Source organism: Achromobacter xylosoxidans (assembly GCF_001457475.1).
Classification (GTDB): Bacteria; Pseudomonadota; Gammaproteobacteria; order Burkholderiales; family Burkholderiaceae_B; genus Achromobacter; species Achromobacter xylosoxidans.
On sequence record NZ_LN831029.1, the window covers coordinates 5,786,544 to 5,802,237 of the forward strand.

The 15,694-nt window shown below is 66.5% G+C and carries 13 protein-coding genes and 1 pseudogene; 10 read left to right on the forward strand and 4 right to left on the reverse strand.

Annotated features, from left to right (window positions below):
- The first annotated feature begins 29 nt into the window (after window positions 1-29).
- The 6 genes from AT699_RS26160 (at window position 30) to AT699_RS26185 (ending at window position 8,274) form a co-directional block, all read left to right on the forward strand.
- Window positions 30-704 carry an ankyrin repeat domain-containing protein gene (locus AT699_RS26160; RefSeq protein ID WP_020926427.1) on the forward strand — a complete coding sequence of 225 codons (675 nt, stop codon included), beginning with the start codon at window positions 30-32 and terminating at the stop codon, window positions 702-704.
- A 126-nt stretch (window positions 705-830) separates the two neighbouring features.
- The gene (locus tag AT699_RS26165; RefSeq protein WP_024070365.1) at window positions 831-2,906 is read left to right on the forward strand and encodes a PIG-L family deacetylase; all 2,076 of its coding nucleotides are present in this window, start codon (window positions 831-833) and stop codon (window positions 2,904-2,906) included.
- Window positions 2,907-3,039: 133 nt separating this feature from the next.
- On the forward strand, window positions 3,040-3,885 hold the full coding sequence (locus tag AT699_RS26170) for a PA3715 family protein (RefSeq protein WP_020926425.1): 846 nt from the start codon (window positions 3,040-3,042) through the stop codon (window positions 3,883-3,885).
- A gap of 218 nt (window positions 3,886-4,103) precedes the next feature.
- The gene (locus AT699_RS26175; RefSeq protein WP_006385982.1) at window positions 4,104-4,631 is read left to right on the forward strand and encodes a sigma-70 family RNA polymerase sigma factor; all 528 of its coding nucleotides are present in this window, start codon (window positions 4,104-4,106) and stop codon (window positions 4,629-4,631) included.
- Window positions 4,632-4,635: 4 nt separating this feature from the next.
- A complete protein-coding gene (locus AT699_RS26180; RefSeq protein ID WP_024070367.1) occupies window positions 4,636-5,664 on the forward strand; it encodes a FecR domain-containing protein in 1,029 nt (342 codons plus the stop codon).
- A 132-nt stretch (window positions 5,665-5,796) separates the two neighbouring features.
- Window positions 5,797-8,274, forward strand: coding sequence for a TonB-dependent siderophore receptor (locus AT699_RS26185; RefSeq protein ID WP_006385980.1), 2,478 nt, complete (start codon window positions 5,797-5,799; stop codon window positions 8,272-8,274).
- Between the two features lie 75 nt (window positions 8,275-8,349).
- Here AT699_RS26185 and AT699_RS26190 read toward each other — a convergent pair whose 3' ends face one another.
- The 3 genes and pseudogenes from AT699_RS26190 to AT699_RS31725 all read right to left on the reverse strand — a co-directional run.
- Window positions 8,350-8,832 carry a hypothetical protein gene (locus AT699_RS26190; protein WP_035182091.1) on the reverse strand — a complete coding sequence of 161 codons (483 nt, stop codon included), beginning with the start codon at window positions 8,830-8,832 and terminating at the stop codon, window positions 8,350-8,352.
- 175 nt (window positions 8,833-9,007) lie between these two features.
- Window positions 9,008-9,754, reverse strand: a complete 747-nt coding sequence (locus AT699_RS26195) for a lysozyme inhibitor LprI family protein (protein WP_232254264.1) — start codon at window positions 9,752-9,754, stop codon at window positions 9,008-9,010.
- Between the two features lie 199 nt (window positions 9,755-9,953).
- Window positions 9,954-10,058 (reverse strand): annotated as a pseudogene (locus AT699_RS31725) (O-acetyl-ADP-ribose deacetylase); the annotation flags it as partial.
- Window positions 10,059-10,307: 249 nt separating this feature from the next.
- On the opposite strand from AT699_RS31725, the gene groES reads away from it, so the two are divergent.
- The 3 genes from groES to AT699_RS26210 all read left to right on the forward strand — a co-directional run bounded on the left by groES (window position 10,308) and on the right by AT699_RS26210 (window position 13,424).
- Window positions 10,308-10,595 carry a co-chaperone GroES gene (groES, locus tag AT699_RS26200; protein WP_006385977.1) on the forward strand — a complete coding sequence of 96 codons (288 nt, stop codon included), beginning with the start codon at window positions 10,308-10,310 and terminating at the stop codon, window positions 10,593-10,595.
- A gap of 37 nt (window positions 10,596-10,632) precedes the next feature.
- Entirely contained in the window at window positions 10,633-12,273 is a 1,641-nt protein-coding gene (gene groL / locus AT699_RS26205; protein WP_006385976.1) for a chaperonin GroEL, read from the forward strand.
- A gap of 203 nt (window positions 12,274-12,476) precedes the next feature.
- On the forward strand, window positions 12,477-13,424 hold the full coding sequence (locus tag AT699_RS26210; RefSeq protein ID WP_024070369.1) for a YihY/virulence factor BrkB family protein: 948 nt from the start codon (window positions 12,477-12,479) through the stop codon (window positions 13,422-13,424).
- A 78-nt stretch (window positions 13,425-13,502) separates the two neighbouring features.
- Here AT699_RS26210 and AT699_RS26215 read toward each other — a convergent pair whose 3' ends face one another.
- Window positions 13,503-13,985 carry a MarR family winged helix-turn-helix transcriptional regulator gene (locus AT699_RS26215; protein WP_024070370.1) on the reverse strand — a complete coding sequence of 161 codons (483 nt, stop codon included), beginning with the start codon at window positions 13,983-13,985 and terminating at the stop codon, window positions 13,503-13,505.
- Between the two features lie 226 nt (window positions 13,986-14,211).
- Here AT699_RS26215 and AT699_RS26220 point away from each other — a divergent pair, with 226 nt between their 5' ends.
- Window positions 14,212-15,669 (forward strand): 2-hydroxymuconic semialdehyde dehydrogenase, encoded by a 1,458-nt coding sequence (locus AT699_RS26220; RefSeq protein ID WP_006385973.1) that lies wholly within the window; start codon window positions 14,212-14,214, stop codon window positions 15,667-15,669.
- The last annotated feature ends 25 nt before the right edge of the window (window positions 15,670-15,694 follow it).

Here is a 15,694-nt window from a genome sequence, read left to right on the forward strand (position 1 = left end):
GTTCCCTGCCACGACAAGGAGGCTCAGGCATGTCCATCATCCGTTCCTGGCGCAAGTTCCTGGCGGCCGCCCTGCTGGCGGTCGCGGAGAGTGGCGCGGCCAGCGCAGGCGAGACCGGCGCCGAGCTGCTGCGCGCCGCCGGCGCCGGCGACCTTGCGCGCGTCCAGGCGCTGCTGGCCCGGGGCGCGCCGCTTGAAGCGCGCGACGCCGACGGCAATACGCCCCTTCTGCGGGCAACGCTGGCCAACCAGGAAGCCGTCGCCACGGCGCTCATGGCTGCGGGCGCCGACGTCAACGCCAAGAACCGCATGCAGGACAGCGCCTACCTGTACGCCGGCGCGCGCGGCCACAACGGCATCCTGGCCGAGACGCTGCGCCATGGCGCCGACCTGCGCAGCACCAATCGGTATGGCGGTACCGCCCTGATCCCGGCGTGCGAGCGCGGCCTGGTCGACACGGTGCGCATGCTGCTGCGCGCCGGCGTCGATCCCAACCATGTCAACCGGCTCGGCTGGACCGGCCTGCTGGAAGCCATCATCCTGAGCGATGGCGGCCCCGCCCACCAGGCGGTCGTCAGGCTGCTGCTCGACAATGGCGCCGACGTGAACCTGCCGGACGGCGACGGCCGCAGCCCGTTGTGGCATGCGCGCCAGCGCGGCCAGGAAGCCATCGCGACGATGCTGCAGGCCGCCGGCGCGCGCTAGGGGCGGCGCCCGGCGTCGGCGCGCATCTGCGCAGCGGCGCCGCGCGTCCCGCGCAAGCGCCGCCATGACTTGCTAAGATGCCCGCAACCGGCAATTCCATATCCCAGCCTTCCGGAGCAAAGCCTCTTGACGCGGATACGCACGACCCTGCTCTCCCTTGCCGCGCAGGCGCTGTTTTTCGCCTGCCTGGTCTCGCCCACCCTGGCCGCGCCGCCCACGCTGGCGCAATGCAACGGCATCAAGGACCTGGCCTTCGTCGCCCACCTGGATGACGACCTGCTGTTCATGAACCCGGACATCGCGTCCAACATCGCGGCCGGCGGCTGCGTGCGCGTGGTCTACCTGACGGCCAGCGACGCCGGCGAAGGCGACACCTACATGCTGGGCCGCGAGCGCGGCGTGCGCGCCGCCTACGCCTACATGGCGCGCCAGCCCGACCTCTGGAAGGAAAGCGCCGGCCACGCGGGCCAACGGCAGATCGCGCGCTTCACCCTGAGCGGCAACCCGCGTGTGCAACTGTGGCATCTGCGCCTGAAAGACCCATGGCTGGGCAAGGGCTGGGGCAGCCTCACCCCGCTGAGCCGCACCGAATCGGAACCCGGGCAGATGGTGGACACGCTCGGGCCCTACCCCGAGGTCTACTCGCGCGAGCAACTGGTCGACACCCTGGCCGAACTGATCCGCCAGTACCAGCCGACCACCGTGCGCCACCTGGACGACACCATCACGGTGCCCTACACGCAACTGTGCTGGCGCTGCGCCGGACACGGGCATCCCGACCATATCGCCAGCGCGCGGCTGGTGCGCGCGGCCATGCTGCGCGCCCCCGGCAACTATGCCGAGACCGGCTACATCGACTACCCCAGCCAGGAACGCGCCAGCAACCTCGCCGAAAACGAGATCGCCAGCAAATCAGTGATCTTCCAGCACTACGCCTGGAACGACTACCACTATTGCGCCGGCCCCACCGGCTGCAAGGAACCCGCCGGCCCCGCCGCCGCCTGGGTGCAGCGCGCCTACTACGTCTCGCGCCAGGACATGCCGCCGCAGATCTACCCCGATGGCCGCGACGGCCTGGTGGTGTACGCCGCCGGCGAAACCAATGCCGCCGTCAATCGCTGGGATTCCGGCCAGCGCCGCTGGCAGAGCCTGGGCGGGCGCACCGGCGGTCCGCTGGTCACCTTCGGCCACGCCGACAGCACCGCCGGGTTGATGGCGCGCGATCCGCTGGGCGGCGTTTGGGCCAACAAACAGCGCCACGACGGCACCTGGCAGGGCTGGCAGGCGCTGGCCGGGATCCGCGTCAGCCAGATCCCGGCGGTGGCGCCGCGCGGCGAAGCCGCCGCCGTCGCGCTCGGCTACGACGGCCTGCTGCACTGGATCGCGCCGTCCGGCATCGACGGCAGCTGGGGCCACTGGCAAAGCCTGCCGCCGCTGGACGGCGCCACCGGCGCCCCCGCGGTCGTGCGCGGCGACGACGGCCGCTACATCGTGTTTGCGTCGGCGGGCGGCGGCCAGCTGTTCTACACGCGCCAATTGCCGGCCGCCAAGGGCCAGCGCCCCGATTGGCAGCCCTGGCGCCGCGTGGCCGCGCCAGAGGCCGCCGGCGGGCTGGCCGCGATCCGCAACCACGAACACCGGGTCGAACTCTATTTCCGCCAACGCGCCAACAATCACCTGACGCGGCTGGAGGAAGCCGGCGACACCACCGACATGGAAATGGACTGGAGCGCGCCCGTCGACCTGGGCGTGCCCTACATCGGCCGCCCCGCCGTCGATGCCGACGCGCAAGGCAACGTGGTGCTGGCGATCCTCGAACGCGCGGACGGTCCGCTCTGGCTGGTCGAGCACGGCAAGCCCGCCAGGCTGCAGGCCGAAGCCGCCTCGCCACCGGCGATCCATCTCGTCAATGGCACGCTATATGTAGTGGCTCGCATGGCAGGCGGCCCCCAGCGCTACCAGGTGCTGTCGCGCCGCGACGGCCTGTGGGCGGCCAACCTGACGCTGGACGGCATGCCGTCCAATGGCGGCGGCCCCTTCGCCACCCTGGCCGCGCGGCCCGCCGACCTGCCCAAGCTGGGCGCCAACGACAGCCACAACGCCGTCGTGATACGGCCCTCCTCCACCGAGCCAGGCACCTTGGCGCAGGAGCCCATGCCCAACCAGGCCTCGCGCACCGCCACGCCCACGCACGTGCAATGAGCGGCAGTGGATCCGTGCGCGACCGCGATGGCCGCGATGGCCGCGCGCAGGCGGCCGCACCGATAAACTGGGCTATGCTTGCGACGCCGAAGGCGCAGGCCGAAGGCGCATCCAATCCGGAGAGCTTCACCCCATGATCCGTCATCTGGCCCTTGCCACGTCACTGGCCGCGTTGCTCGCCTCCGGCGCCGCCCAGGCGGCCCGCGACGCCTGCCCGCAGGCCGCGGACATCGTGCGCGCGGCCTACCCGCGGGCCCCGAGCGCCGACAACGAAGGCAACATCCGCCTGGGACAGGACAACATCGTCCTGCGGATCGCCGATGCCGACTACGGCGAACCCTTTGCCGTGACGTGCAAGACATGGCCCGCCAAGCCCGACCTGCTGCTGGCGGCCATTCCCCTGATGCAGGACACGCCGAATCAGGACGATGGACACCAGGGCGACCTGCGCATCCTGGTGCTGGACCGCGCCACCCTGAAGATCCGCCACGACCTCCGGTTGGAAGGGGTGATGTCGGACGATGCCGTACGCCTGTCCGACGTGTCCTTCGACACCGCCCGCTACGACGTGACCGCCGGCCGCCGCGCCTTCGGCCTGCGGATTTCCCGCGTCGGCGCCTCGCGCGCCAACCCCTTCGGCGAAACCAGCCTGCGCCTGTTCGACATCGGCCCCAAGGGCCTGGCGATGGTGCTGGACGGCCTGATCGTGCACCGCTCCGGCGGCGAATGGGACACCAACTGCGCAGGCAGGTTCTCCAGCCGCGCCGTCACCCTGTCCATGGCCGACACGGTCACCCACGAATACCGCGACATCATCACGAGCGAAGCGTACGAGTCGAGCCGCGCGGCCGTGGTGCGCGGCGATTGCGAGGAAAAGGTCGTCGACAAAGGCAAGACGCCCCGCACGCTGAAGTTCGACGGCCAGCGCTATCAGATTCCGGAACGATTGCGGTCGCTGGATCGGGACGGCGCGGGATAAGGCGCGACAACCGCGGCATGGGATTGGCCCCAGAGCGCAACGCCATGCTGGGCGCAACTGTCGAATGCCTTCATTGCGCTGCCTGGCGGAATCCCGCGCCAGGCTGATGCCAAGGGTTTTGCCATGATGTATGATTCGCTTCCATTCTTGCGAATGCGAATTAGAGTCGTTTGCAAAATCTAGACGGAGAGGCCCCAGCGCCGCGGGCTTGAACAGGAATGAAGGCTGACGGATACGGTGCGGCACCGTCCATGGACGTGATCTACGGCGATCACCACGAATGGCTCCAAGGGTGGCTGCGACGCCGCCTGGGCAACGCGGCCGACGCCGCCGACCTGGCCCATGACGCCTTCCTTCGCCTGCTCAGCAAGCCGGCCTCGCAAGGATTCAAGAGCTTTCCAGAGGCACGGGGCTATTTGCGCGCCATGGCCAATGGCCTGTGCGCGGACTTCTGGCGCCGCCGCGAGGTCGAACAAGCCTGGCTGGACACACTGGCCACGCGCCCTGAATCGTTCGAACCGTCGCCCGAGCAACGCGCGTTGGTCATCGAAACGCTGATGGAAATCGGCACGATGCTGAGCCGCTTGCCGCACAAGGCCGCCACCGCCTTCATCCTGGCGCAGGTGGACGGCGTGCCCTACCGCGACATCGCCCGGGACCTCGGCGTGTCGGAACGCATGGTCCAGAAATACATCGCCCAGGGCATGCTGCAATGCGCCTTGATCGATGCCGGGCTGGGCAGATAGGAGCATGGCGCCGCCGTTGCCAAATCCGCCTCCCGGCAATGGGGCCGCGCCCTCGCCAGGCCGCTTGCAGGCGGCCGATTTCGACAGCCTGCAACAGGCCGCCGACTGGTTTGCCCTGTTGCGCGCGGATCGCGTCACCGAGCAGGACAGGAAGGCGTGGCAGGCCTGGCTGCGCGAGCGAACCGAGCACGCCACGGCATGGCATCACGTCGAAGCCGTCAGCCAGCGGTTCGAGCCGCTGCGCGTGGGTGGAGGCGAAGCGGCGCTGGCGGGCGCCGCCGCGGCTCGCAAAGGCGTGCTCAAACGGCGTCGACTGCTGGGCGGCGGCGCCATCGTGCTGGGCACGAGCTTGTTGGGCTGGCAGGGGTGGCGCCATACGCCGCTGCGCGATCAGGCACTGGCGCTAGCCGCCGACCACGCCACCGGCACGGGAGAACGGCGCGACCTGCTGCTGACAGACGGATCCAGAATCTGGCTCAACGCCAGAAGCGCAATGGATGTGGATTACCGCGACGCCGCCCGCCGCTTGACGCTGCTGGCCGGGGAGATCCTGATCGATACGGCACCCGACCCTGCGCGGCGGCCGTTCTATGTCGAATCCCGTTTTGGACGCATGCAGGCCTTGGGCACGCGTTTCAGCGTGCGCCTGGCGCAAGACCAGGTTCAACTGGACGTCTATGACGGCGAAGTGGCGGTGCGCAACCGTGCCGGCGCGACGGTGAACGTCATGGCAGGCGGCCAAGCCCGCTTCAATGCCGAACGGATCCTGTCCACCGAGCGCGCCGACCCCGCCCGCCAAGCGTGGAGCCGGGGCGTCGTGCTGGCCGACAACCTCCCCTTGAAAACGCTCGTCAATGAGCTGGGACGTTACCGCAAAGGCTATCTGGGCGTGGCGCCGGAAGTCGCCGACATGCTCGTCATGGGCGTATTCCCCGCCGACGACCCCGACCGCGCGCTGGACTTGCTGGAACGCAATCTGCCCGTGCGCGTGCAACGGCCACTGCCATGGTGGACATCGATCGTCGCGCGCTGACAAGAAATTTTTCCGAGAACCAGTTCGGGTTTTTGAATCTCATCCGATTTACGGAATGAGAGAAGATCAGGCCTACCCGCCGACGGTTTCCCTCTCGCTGCTCACCACCACGCCTTGAGGGACTTTCATCTCATGCTTCGCCGTACCCGCCTGCGCGCCGACCGCGCGCCCGACACCGCCCCGCGTTTTGCCATCCGGCCCTTCGCGCTTACCCTGCACCTGGCCGTTGCCGGCCTGACCGGCGGCGCGGCGGCGTGGGCGCCGACGGCGCAAGCCCAGGCCAACGACGCGCGCGACTATGCCATCCCGGCCGGCCCCTTGACCGCCGCCCTCAACCAGCTGGCCGCGGACGCCGGCGTGTTCCTGACCGCGCCGGGCACGCTCACGCAAGGCAAGGCCACAGCTGGCCTGCAAGGCCGCTACACGGTGCAGGCAGCCTTCCAGGCGCTGCTCATCGGGTCCGGGCTGCGGGCTGTCCGGCAAAGCGACAACGCGTACACCCTGCGCGCCGAAAGCGCTGATGCGAACGCAGCCGCAGTCCTGGAACCGGTCGCCGTGTTCGGCAGCTTCGACGCGCCCGTCAGCGAAGGCACGGGCAGCTACACGGTGCCCGTCAGCAACACCGCGACGAAGATGAACCTGTCGATCAGGGAAACGCCGCAATCGATCAGCGTCATCACCCGGCAGCAGATCGAGGATCAGCAGCTCAACAGCATGACCGACGTGCTGCACCAGACGCCGGGCATCACCATGTCGCAGGATGGCGGCGAACGCTTCAACATCTATTCGCGCGGCAGCGCCATGGATACCTATCAACTGGACGGCGTGACCACCACGCAGGTGAACCAGTCACGCACCATGCCGAGCACCTTGCTCGACATGGCGTTGTATGACCGCGTGGAAGTGGTGCGCGGCGCCACCGGCCTGATGACGGGAGCCGGCAGCCCCAGCGGCACCGTCAACCTGATCCGCAAGCGCCCCACGCACGAGTTCCAGGCCTACGCGCAGGTGGGAGCAGGCTCTTGGGATCTTTATCGCGCTGAAGCCGATATCTCCGGCCCTCTGAGCAGCAACGGAACGCTGCGCGGCCGGATGGTGGTCGCCAAGCAGGACAACCACACGTTCATGGACGCCTACACGCAGGACAAGGACGTGTTGTACGGCGTGGTCGAAGCCGACCTGACGGACACCACGCTGCTGCGGTTCGGCATCGACCACCAACGCTACAAGGCGACGGGCGCGCCAGGTGTGCCCTTGCTCTACACCAACGGCCAGCGGACGGACTTCACGCGCTCGACCAGCTCGGGCGCGCGCTGGATGTACGACGAATTCAAGACCACCAACTACACGCTGAACTTCGAGCAGGCATTGGCGCATGACTGGCAATTCAAGGTCGCCGCCAACCACATGGACGTGGAACGCTCCAACCTGAACGGCTCGTATCGGGTGGGTTCGGGCCGCTCGTTCCTGGACCAGGCCACGGGCCGCGCGGGCATGTTGGCCTACCGGGCTGGCGCGACGCAAACCCAGACCGGCGTGGACGTGACGATCCAGGGCCCGTTCGATCTGGGCGGTCGGACGCATGATTTCATTGCGGGCTTCAATTTCCAGCACTACGAGAACAAGCACAAAGGCTGGGACGTAGGCGTGTCCACGGTCGATTTCAGCACCTGGGGCAACAACATGGCGCGGCCGGGCAACACCGGAACCGTGGGCGAGATCTTCAATGTGAAGTCACGCCAGAATGGCAGCTATGCGGCGCTGCGTCTGAACCCGGTCAATGACGTGCACCTGATCCTGGGCGCCCGACGGTCCGACTACCACTACGACTATTACTATGAAAGCCCGGCCGACAGCTTCCTGCAAACCTACACCCTGCGCGCGCGCGGCGAAATCACCCCTTACGCGGGCATTGTCTACGACCTGACGCCCGAGCAATCGGTCTATGCCAGCTACACCGACATCTTCCAGCCGCAATCGTCCCAGGACCGCAATGGCAACGTGCTCGACCCCATCGTGGGCAAGAACTACGAGATGGGCTGGAAAGGGGAATTCCTGAACCGTCGCCTGAACACCAGCGTGGCGATCTACCGGTCCCAGAAAGACAACGTCGCCGAACTGGACGCGGGCTATACGGTGCCGGGCACGGACAACGCGGCTTACCGCGCGGCCAAAGGCGCGAGAACCACCGGCATCGACCTGGAAGTGGCCGGCGAAATCCTGCCGGGTTGGAACCTGCATGCGGGATTCAGCCATGCCAAAACCGAAGACGCGCAAGGCGCGCAGTTGCTGACCCAGCAGCCGGTCGACACGCTGCGCCTGTGGACCACGTACCGGCTGGGTGGGGCGTGGAACAGGCTGACGGTGGGCGGCGGCGTCGACTGGACGTCGAAGACCTCGTTGTACTTCAGCCGTTATGACAGCACGGTCAAGCAGGACGCGTACACGGTGGTCAACCTGATGGCACGCTACCAGTTCAACAAGAAGCTGGCCGCGACGTTGAACATCAACAACCTGTTCGACAAGGCCTACTACCAGGGCATCGGTGGCAGTTATGGACATTACGGTTCGCCACGATTCGCCGGCGTGACGCTGCGCTACGATTTTTGAGAAGGCATGAGGCCGACAGCAAGCGCTTCGACGCCGTCGCGGCGCCTTCGCGCGGCCCAAGGGTTGCGGACGACGTTAGGCCAGCAGCGCGGCCGCGGCGCGGCCCGCCATCATGTCTTCGAACAGGGCCGCCAGGCTCGGGGCGACCTCGCGGGTGTCCTCGAATTCCGGCTCGATGCCGTGCACGATGCGGCCCGAATCTCCCTCTATCGCCAGGAATTCGTATTCACCGGCAACGCTCATGTAGATCAGCGTGTGCCGCCGCCAGAAGTCCAGGACCGCCTGCCGGCCGGCCTCGTCCAGCGCGGCCTCCAGGCTGATGTCGCGCAGCGTGTGCCAGGCAAAGGCGCTGTCCGCCGTGCCGTCGTGGTCGGCCGCGCTCAGGAACCAGCGTGTCTGGTCCGCGTTGTGCAATTCGGTGAACGTCGCCAGGAAAGCGCCATAGCCGTGCCGGTCGCCCGGCGGCGCGGCCGCCGGCGTCGGCTCGGACGTGGTCCGCCGCAAGGTCCAGCCGTGTGCGGCAAGATGATCCAGGAAGCGTTGCGGTTGCGATGTCATGTCGGTCTCGGGATATGAAGCGCGATCGGACACGCGCTCGCGGCTTGCGGCGGCCCGAAAGCGGGCCGTGTTCGCACACTGAAGGCCGCGCCCCGATCGCCTCATGCCTGCGGCCGGTTCAATATGCGCTCATAGTGAAGAAGGTCGCCCGGTGAAAAGCAGCAGGCGCTTACCATCAACCGCCATAGCATTGCGCGTAGGTAAAGTCGACCAGGTGCTTGTCCGAGGCATCCTGGGGCGTGGACGGCTCTACTTGGAAATGACCGAACATATCGTCGTTGCAGATCCTCACGTCCTTGCGCTGCGTGCCTTCCTGCAATACGCAGGAACCGCCAAAACTGTGATTACCTCCGGCGACGCCAACCGGCAGATCAATCAGCCGGCTACAACCGATGATTCGGCCGTTTTGCTTCTGCTGCTCCAGCGATTGGTTGAACGATTCCACGCGGGAGTTGGGATCACGAATCGGCACAACATTGACGCATTCGCCACTGGCGGTTTGGTTGCCCGGCAGCTTGCAGTCCGAATACACCTCGCCATTGGCAATATGTTTCTCATTACGCCCCAGCAGGGCGATGCGGCTTGTGTATGCTTGCCGCAGGCAGGCGCTGTCTTGACAAATGCCACGCGCGTATTTAATCCAGTTGCGCTGTTCTTCAGCCAACGCTTTCTTGCCATAGGCATCGGTTGCGGCTAGTGCTGCCTTATAGGCCCCCTGCAATTTGCCATCCAGCGCGGAGGTCTCGGCATCGCTGCAGATCAACTTTTCCGTCGTGCTCGCGGCCTTATTGCAATCAAAACTGGCGGCTTGGGCGTAGGTCCCCAGCATTGCGAGGCCCAACGTAAAGAGAAGCTTCATCGCAGGTGTATACCGTGTCTTCAGTACGTAAGCGGGTGGGCGTCTTGAATGCGGCTGGGTCATGATCCTATCTTCTCAAGTTGTATGTCGATGATGTCTTGCGTACAGCACAGCACATGCTAGCAAGTCTCTCTTCAGTGGATATATACCCTATTGATCAAGGCACGGCCTGCCAATGAACGGGCTTTCAATCCACACGCCGCCTCAATCTACACTCGTCCACGTGCCAACTTCAGTGAACCGAATCTCAAGTCGAACGAAATTCGACACTCGCCGCCCCAAGCAATGAGGAATTCGCGGCGTTGACGATGGCGTCCACGCGAGGCTTCGTGATATCCGATTGAATTGCGCGCAGGCTGGCGGGCATGTATTGGCTCCAGGGGCGTGAGAGAACTTCTTGCGCAGACTCTCGCCCCCCGGACCCTTCAGCTCAATCCGAAAAAAAGGGACGCACCACAAGGCGCATTGCCGCCCGCCCCATATGTAACAGCCACCGCTCTCCCCCTTGAACCCCGGAACATCATCCCTATAATTAGCACTCGACTCCGGTGAGTGCTAACAGTCCTCCCGGGCCCAACCGATCATTCACTTTCTTCTTTAGTAACAGGAGTTCCTCATGGCCTTGCGTCCCCTGGGCGATCGCGTGATCGTCAAACGCCTCGAAAACGAGCGCAAGACTGCGTCGGGCATCGTCATCCCCGACAGCGCCGCTGAAAAGCCCGACCAGGGTGAAGTCGTGGCCGTCGGCCCCGGCAAGAAGACCGAAGACGGCAAGATCCTGCCGGTCGACCTGAAGGCTGGCGACAAGGTTCTGTTCGGCAAGTACGCCGGCCAGGCCGTCAAGGTCGATGGCGAAGAGCTGCTCGTCATCCGCGAGGACGAAATCCTCGCCGTGGTCCAGTAAACCCTGCCTCAAACGAATTTTCGAAGGAAGCTAACAAATGGCTGCCAAGCAAGTACTGTTCGGTGACGACGCCCGCGTGCGCATCGTCCGTGGCGTGAATGTCCTCGCCAACGCCGTCAAGACCACCCTGGGCCCCAAGGGTCGCAACGTCGTGCTGGAGCGCTCGTTCGGCGCCCCGACCGTGACCAAGGACGGCGTCTCCGTCGCCAAGGAAATCGAACTGAAGGACAAGTTCGAGAACATCGGCGCCCAGCTGGTCAAGGACGTCGCCTCCAAGACCTCCGACAACGCCGGTGACGGCACCACCACCGCCACCGTGCTGGCCCAGGCCATCGTTCAGGAAGGCCTGAAGTACGTTGCCGCCGGTTTCAACCCGATCGACCTGAAGCGCGGCATCGACAAGGCTGTCGCCGCCGCCGTCGCCGAACTGAAGAAGCAATCCAAGCCGGTCACGACCAGCAAGGAAATCGCCCAGGTCGGCTCGATCTCGGCCAACAGCGATTCCTCGATCGGCCAGATCATCGCTGACGCGATGGACAAGGTCGGCAAGGAAGGCGTCATCACCGTCGAAGACGGCAAGTCGCTGGAAAACGAGCTGGACGTCGTCGAAGGCATGCAATTCGACCGCGGCTACCTGTCGCCCTACTTCATCAACAGCCCGGAAAAGCAAGTCGCCGCGCTGGAAGATCCGTTCGTCCTGATCTTCGACAAGAAGATCAGCAACATCCGTGACCTGCTGCCGGTGCTGGAACAAGTCGCCAAGTCGAGCCGTCCGCTGCTGATCATCGCCGAAGACGTCGAGGGCGAAGCCCTGGCGACCCTGGTGGTCAACAACATCCGTGGCATCCTGAAGACCACCGCCGTCAAGGCGCCTGGCTTCGGCGACCGCCGCAAGGCCATGCTGGAAGACATCGCCATCCTGACGGGCGGCACGGTGATCTCCGAAGAAACCGGCATGTCGCTGGAAAAGGCCACCCTGGCCGAGCTGGGCCAGGCCAAGCGCATCGAAGTGGGCAAGGAAAACACCACGATCATCGACGGCGCTGGCGACAGCAAGTCGATCGAAGCGCGCGTCAAGCAGATCCGCATCCAGATCGAAGAAGCCACTTCCGACTACGACCGTGAAAAGCTGCAAGAACGCGTGGCCAAGCTGGCCGGCGGCGTTGCCGTGATTCGCGTTGGCGCTGCCACCGAAGTCGAAATGAAGGAAAAGAAGGCTCGCGTCGAAGACGCCCTGCACGCCACGCGCGCTGCGGTGGAAGAAGGCGTTGTGGCCGGCGGCGGCGTGGCCCTGCTGCGTGCCAAGCAAGCCATCACCGACCTGAAGGGCGACACGCCTGACCAGAACGCCGGCATCAAGCTGATCCTGCGCGCTGTCGAAGAGCCGCTGCGCACCATCGTCACCAACGCCGGCGAAGAAGCCAGCGTCGTGGTCAACACCGTGCTGCAAGGCAAGGGCAACTACGGCTACAACGCCGCGACCGGCGAGTACACCGACCTGGTCGAGCAAGGCGTGCTGGATCCCACCAAGGTGACCCGCACCGCCCTGCAGAACGCCGCCTCCGTCGCCAGCCTGCTGCTGACCGCCGAAGCCGCCGTTGTGGAACTGGCCGAAGACAAGCCCGCTGCCCCGGCCATGCCCGGCGGCATGGGCGGCATGGGCGGCATGGACTTCTAAGTCCCGCTTCCCCTGCATGGCCTCCCCGGCTTCGGCCGGGGCACGCAGTACCCCGAAAGACCCCCGGACCTTCGCCCCGGGGGTTTTTCTTTTTGCGGATCTGGCCGTCGCGCCAAGCCCCGGAACGTTTGCCAACAAGTTCATGGTTTCGCGCCGGCGCATGCGTCCCTACAATGAAGGCTTCCCAGCCCGAGCCCAGACCCATGCGCCTACCCAACAGCCTGCGTGTCCTGCGTCCGTCGGAGATCGGCGGGCTGCTGATGGATTCCGCCAACCAGTGGTCGACCCACCGCGCCTCCAGCAAGGGCGCGGCGCTGGCGTTGTACATGGTTTTTTCGCTGGCGCCCATGCTGATCCTGGTCATCGCCGTGGCCGGCGCCTTCTTCGGCGAGGACGCGGTGCGCTCGGAGCTGTTCTCGTCGCTGCGCGACCTGACCGGCGAGCGCGGCGCCGAGGTGATCCAGACGGTGCTGGCCAGCGCCCATGAATCCGGCGGCGGCTGGATCGCGGCGCTGATCTCGATCTTCGTGCTGATCTTCAGCGCCACCACGGCCTTCGCCGAACTGAAGGCCAGCCTCGATGACCTGTGGGAAGTGTCCGGCAACCAGAAGGGCGGGATCCACGGCATGGTCCGCAGCCGGGTGCTGTCGTTCGGCCTGGTGCTGGTGCTGGCGTTGTTCCTGTTGATTTCGCTGACCGTGAACGCGGCGCTGGGGGCCGCGCGCAAGTACTACGGCGACCTGTGGGCCGCGTCGGCGGTGGCCACGGTGGCCGACTGGCTTTCCAGCCTGTTTTCGTTCTCGGTGGTGGTGGCGCTGTTCGCGGTGATCTTCAAGCTGCTGCCGAGCGCGCGGATTTCGTGGCGCGACGTGATTCCCGGCGCCATCGTCACGGCGGCGCTGTTCCTGGTGGGCAAGTGGGGGATCGGCGTGTACCTGAGCCGGGGCGCGGCGGTGTCGGCCTACGGCGCGGCCGGGTCGCTGATCGCGCTGCTGCTGTGGATCTATTATTCGGCGCAGATCTTCTTTTTCGGCGCGGTGTTCACGCGGCAGTTCGCGCTGCGCTTCGGGCGCGAGGCCAAGGGCAAGGACGCGACGGCGGCATCCGCCCCGACGGCTGCGGCAGGGCCTCCGCCTTCGGACGCACCCTGAGGCCGCATCCGACCATTTCACGGCCTCACGGCCTGCCTTGCGCCGGCAAGCCTGGAAGCGGCGGCGCCCGGTAGCCCACTACGCCGCGGGCGACTCCAACCCCGCCATCAGGCGCAGGCATCGCAGGAACACCGGCCGCAGTTCCTCCGGAACCGGCGCCAGCACCTGGGCCTCCACCTCGGCATCACGCGGCAACACCCGCGCCAGCAACGCCATGCCCTCGTCGGAGATCTCCAGCGCGTAGGCGCGGCCATCCTCGGCCGAGCGCGTGCGTCGCACATAGCCCTTGGCGGTCATGCGGGCGATCATCTCGGCGAAGGAATTGCGGTCCAGCGCGATCAGTTCGGCGATGCGGTTCTGGGTCGCGCCCGGGTTCTGGTAGACCGTGATCAGCAGGGCCTTCTGGCGTGGCGTCAGGTCCTCGTCGGGAAAGGCCTGCGCGAACAACGCCTCGGCGCGGAAGTGGGCGCGGCGCAGCAGGTGCGAGGCCACCTGGGTCAGGTCGAATTCCCGCAAGGCGCGGGGCGGGGCCGGACGAGAGGTCGAACGGGAAACGGTCATGGGGCTTTCCATGGAAAGGGCCTGGCGATTGTAGGCCGCAGCGGTCAGTACGCGGCGGGTCCGGCACGGCGGCTGGCCGGCTCCGGGCAGCCCCTGGCGCCGACGCCGCCATCCTGGGCAAAACCCTGCATTGACTTCGCTCCAGGCGCTGCCTAATATCGCCACAATAGTACGTATACGTATTTTATCGCCGACCCCAGGCGAGATCCTTCCCGGAATCCCGATCATGACGATCCGCCAGCTGCGCAACTATATCGACGGCCGCTTCGAAGACGGCGCGTCCACCTTCGACAAACACAGCCCGGTGGATCACGCGCTGATCGCCCAGGCCCATGAAGCCAGCCGCGAGCAGGTCGACCGCGCCGTCGCCGCCGCGCACCGCGCCCTGCCGGCGTGGGCCGCGCTGCCGGTGGGCCAGCGCACCGACCACCTGCTGGCGCTGGCCGACGGCATCGACCGCCGCTTCGACGATTTCCTGCGGGCCGAGATCGGCGACACCGGCAAGCCGGTCTCCTGGGCCAGCCAGATCGACATTCCGCGCGGCGCCGCCAATTTCCGAACCTTCGCCGAGCTGGCGCGCACGCTGGACATGGAAAGCTACATGACCGACACGCCCGACGGCCGCCAGGCGCTGAACTACGCCTACCGCAAGCCGCTGGGCGTGGTCGGGGTGATATCGCCGTGGAACCTGCCGCTGCTGCTGCTGACCTGGAAAGTGGCGCCGGCGCTGGCGTTCGGCAACACCGTCATCATGAAGCCGTCGGAAGTCACGCCTTCCACCGCCACGCTGCTGGCCGAAGTCGCGCACGAGGCCGGGCTGCCGCCCGGCGTGCTGAACCTGACGCATGGCTTCGGACCGGGCTCCGCGGGCGAGTTCATCACCACGCATCCGGATATCGACGGCATCACCTTCACGGGCGAGTCAGCCACCGGCGCGGCCATCATGCGCGCCGTGGCGCCGGGCGTGAAGCCGGTGTCGTTCGAACTGGGCGGCAAGAACGCGGCGCTGGTGTTCGCCGATGCCGATTTCGAGGCGGCGGTCGGCGGCACCGCGCGCTCGGTGTTCGCCAACTGCGGCCAGGTCTGCCTGTGCACCGAACGCGTGTACGTGCAACGCCCGATCTACGAACGCTTCGTCGCCGCGCTGGCCGAACGCGCGCGGGCGCTGCGCATCGGCTGGCCCAACGACGCGGACACCGGCATGGGACCGCTGGTGTCGCGCGAGCACCGGGAAAAGGTGCTGTCGTATTTCGCCCTGGCGCGCGAGGAAGGCGCCACCGTGGTCACCGGCGGCGGCGTGCCGGTGTTCGGCGATGCGCGCGACGCCGGCGCCTACGTGCAGCCGACCCTCTGGACCGGCCTGCCCGAGAGCGCGCGCTGCATCAAGGAAGAAGTGTTCGGCCCGGTCTGCCACGTGGCGCCGTTCGACACCGAGGAAGAGGCCATCCGCCTGGCCAACGACACCCGCTACGGCCTGGCCGCCGCCGTCTGGACCCAGGACCTGACCCGCGGCCATCGCGTCGCGCAGGCGATGAAGGTCGGGCTGGCGTGGGTCAATTGCTGGTTCCTGCGCGACCTGCGCACGCCGTTCGGCGGCAGCGGCCTGTCGGGCATCGGCCGCGAAGGCGGCCGCCATTCGCTGCATTTCTATACCGAGCCCACCAACGTCTGCATCAAGCTGTGATGCACAACGCCTCCAAGGACACGCC

Coding starts and splice junctions, on each gene's coding strand:
- AT699_RS26175 (WP_006385982.1), top strand. CDS start 4,104: ATGAAGGCTGACGGATACGGTGCGGCACCGTCCATGGACGTGATCTAC.
- AT699_RS26220 (WP_006385973.1), top strand. CDS start 14,212: ATGACGATCCGCCAGCTGCGCAACTATATCGACGGCCGCTTCGAAGAC.
- AT699_RS26190 (WP_035182091.1), bottom strand. CDS start 8,832: ATGACATCGCAACCGCAACGCTTCCTGGATCATCTTGCCGCACACGGC.
- AT699_RS26170 (WP_020926425.1), top strand. CDS start 3,040: ATGATCCGTCATCTGGCCCTTGCCACGTCACTGGCCGCGTTGCTCGCC.
- AT699_RS26215 (WP_024070370.1), bottom strand. CDS start 13,985: ATGACCGTTTCCCGTTCGACCTCTCGTCCGGCCCCGCCCCGCGCCTTG.
- groES (WP_006385977.1), top strand. CDS start 10,308: ATGGCCTTGCGTCCCCTGGGCGATCGCGTGATCGTCAAACGCCTCGAA.
- AT699_RS26185 (WP_006385980.1), top strand. CDS start 5,797: ATGCTTCGCCGTACCCGCCTGCGCGCCGACCGCGCGCCCGACACCGCC.
- AT699_RS26160 (WP_020926427.1), top strand. CDS start 30: ATGTCCATCATCCGTTCCTGGCGCAAGTTCCTGGCGGCCGCCCTGCTG.
- AT699_RS26210 (WP_024070369.1), top strand. CDS start 12,477: ATGCGCCTACCCAACAGCCTGCGTGTCCTGCGTCCGTCGGAGATCGGC.
- AT699_RS26180 (WP_024070367.1), top strand. CDS start 4,636: ATGGCGCCGCCGTTGCCAAATCCGCCTCCCGGCAATGGGGCCGCGCCC.
- groL (WP_006385976.1), top strand. CDS start 10,633: ATGGCTGCCAAGCAAGTACTGTTCGGTGACGACGCCCGCGTGCGCATC.
- AT699_RS26195 (WP_232254264.1), bottom strand. CDS start 9,754: ATGACCCAGCCGCATTCAAGACGCCCACCCGCTTACGTACTGAAGACA.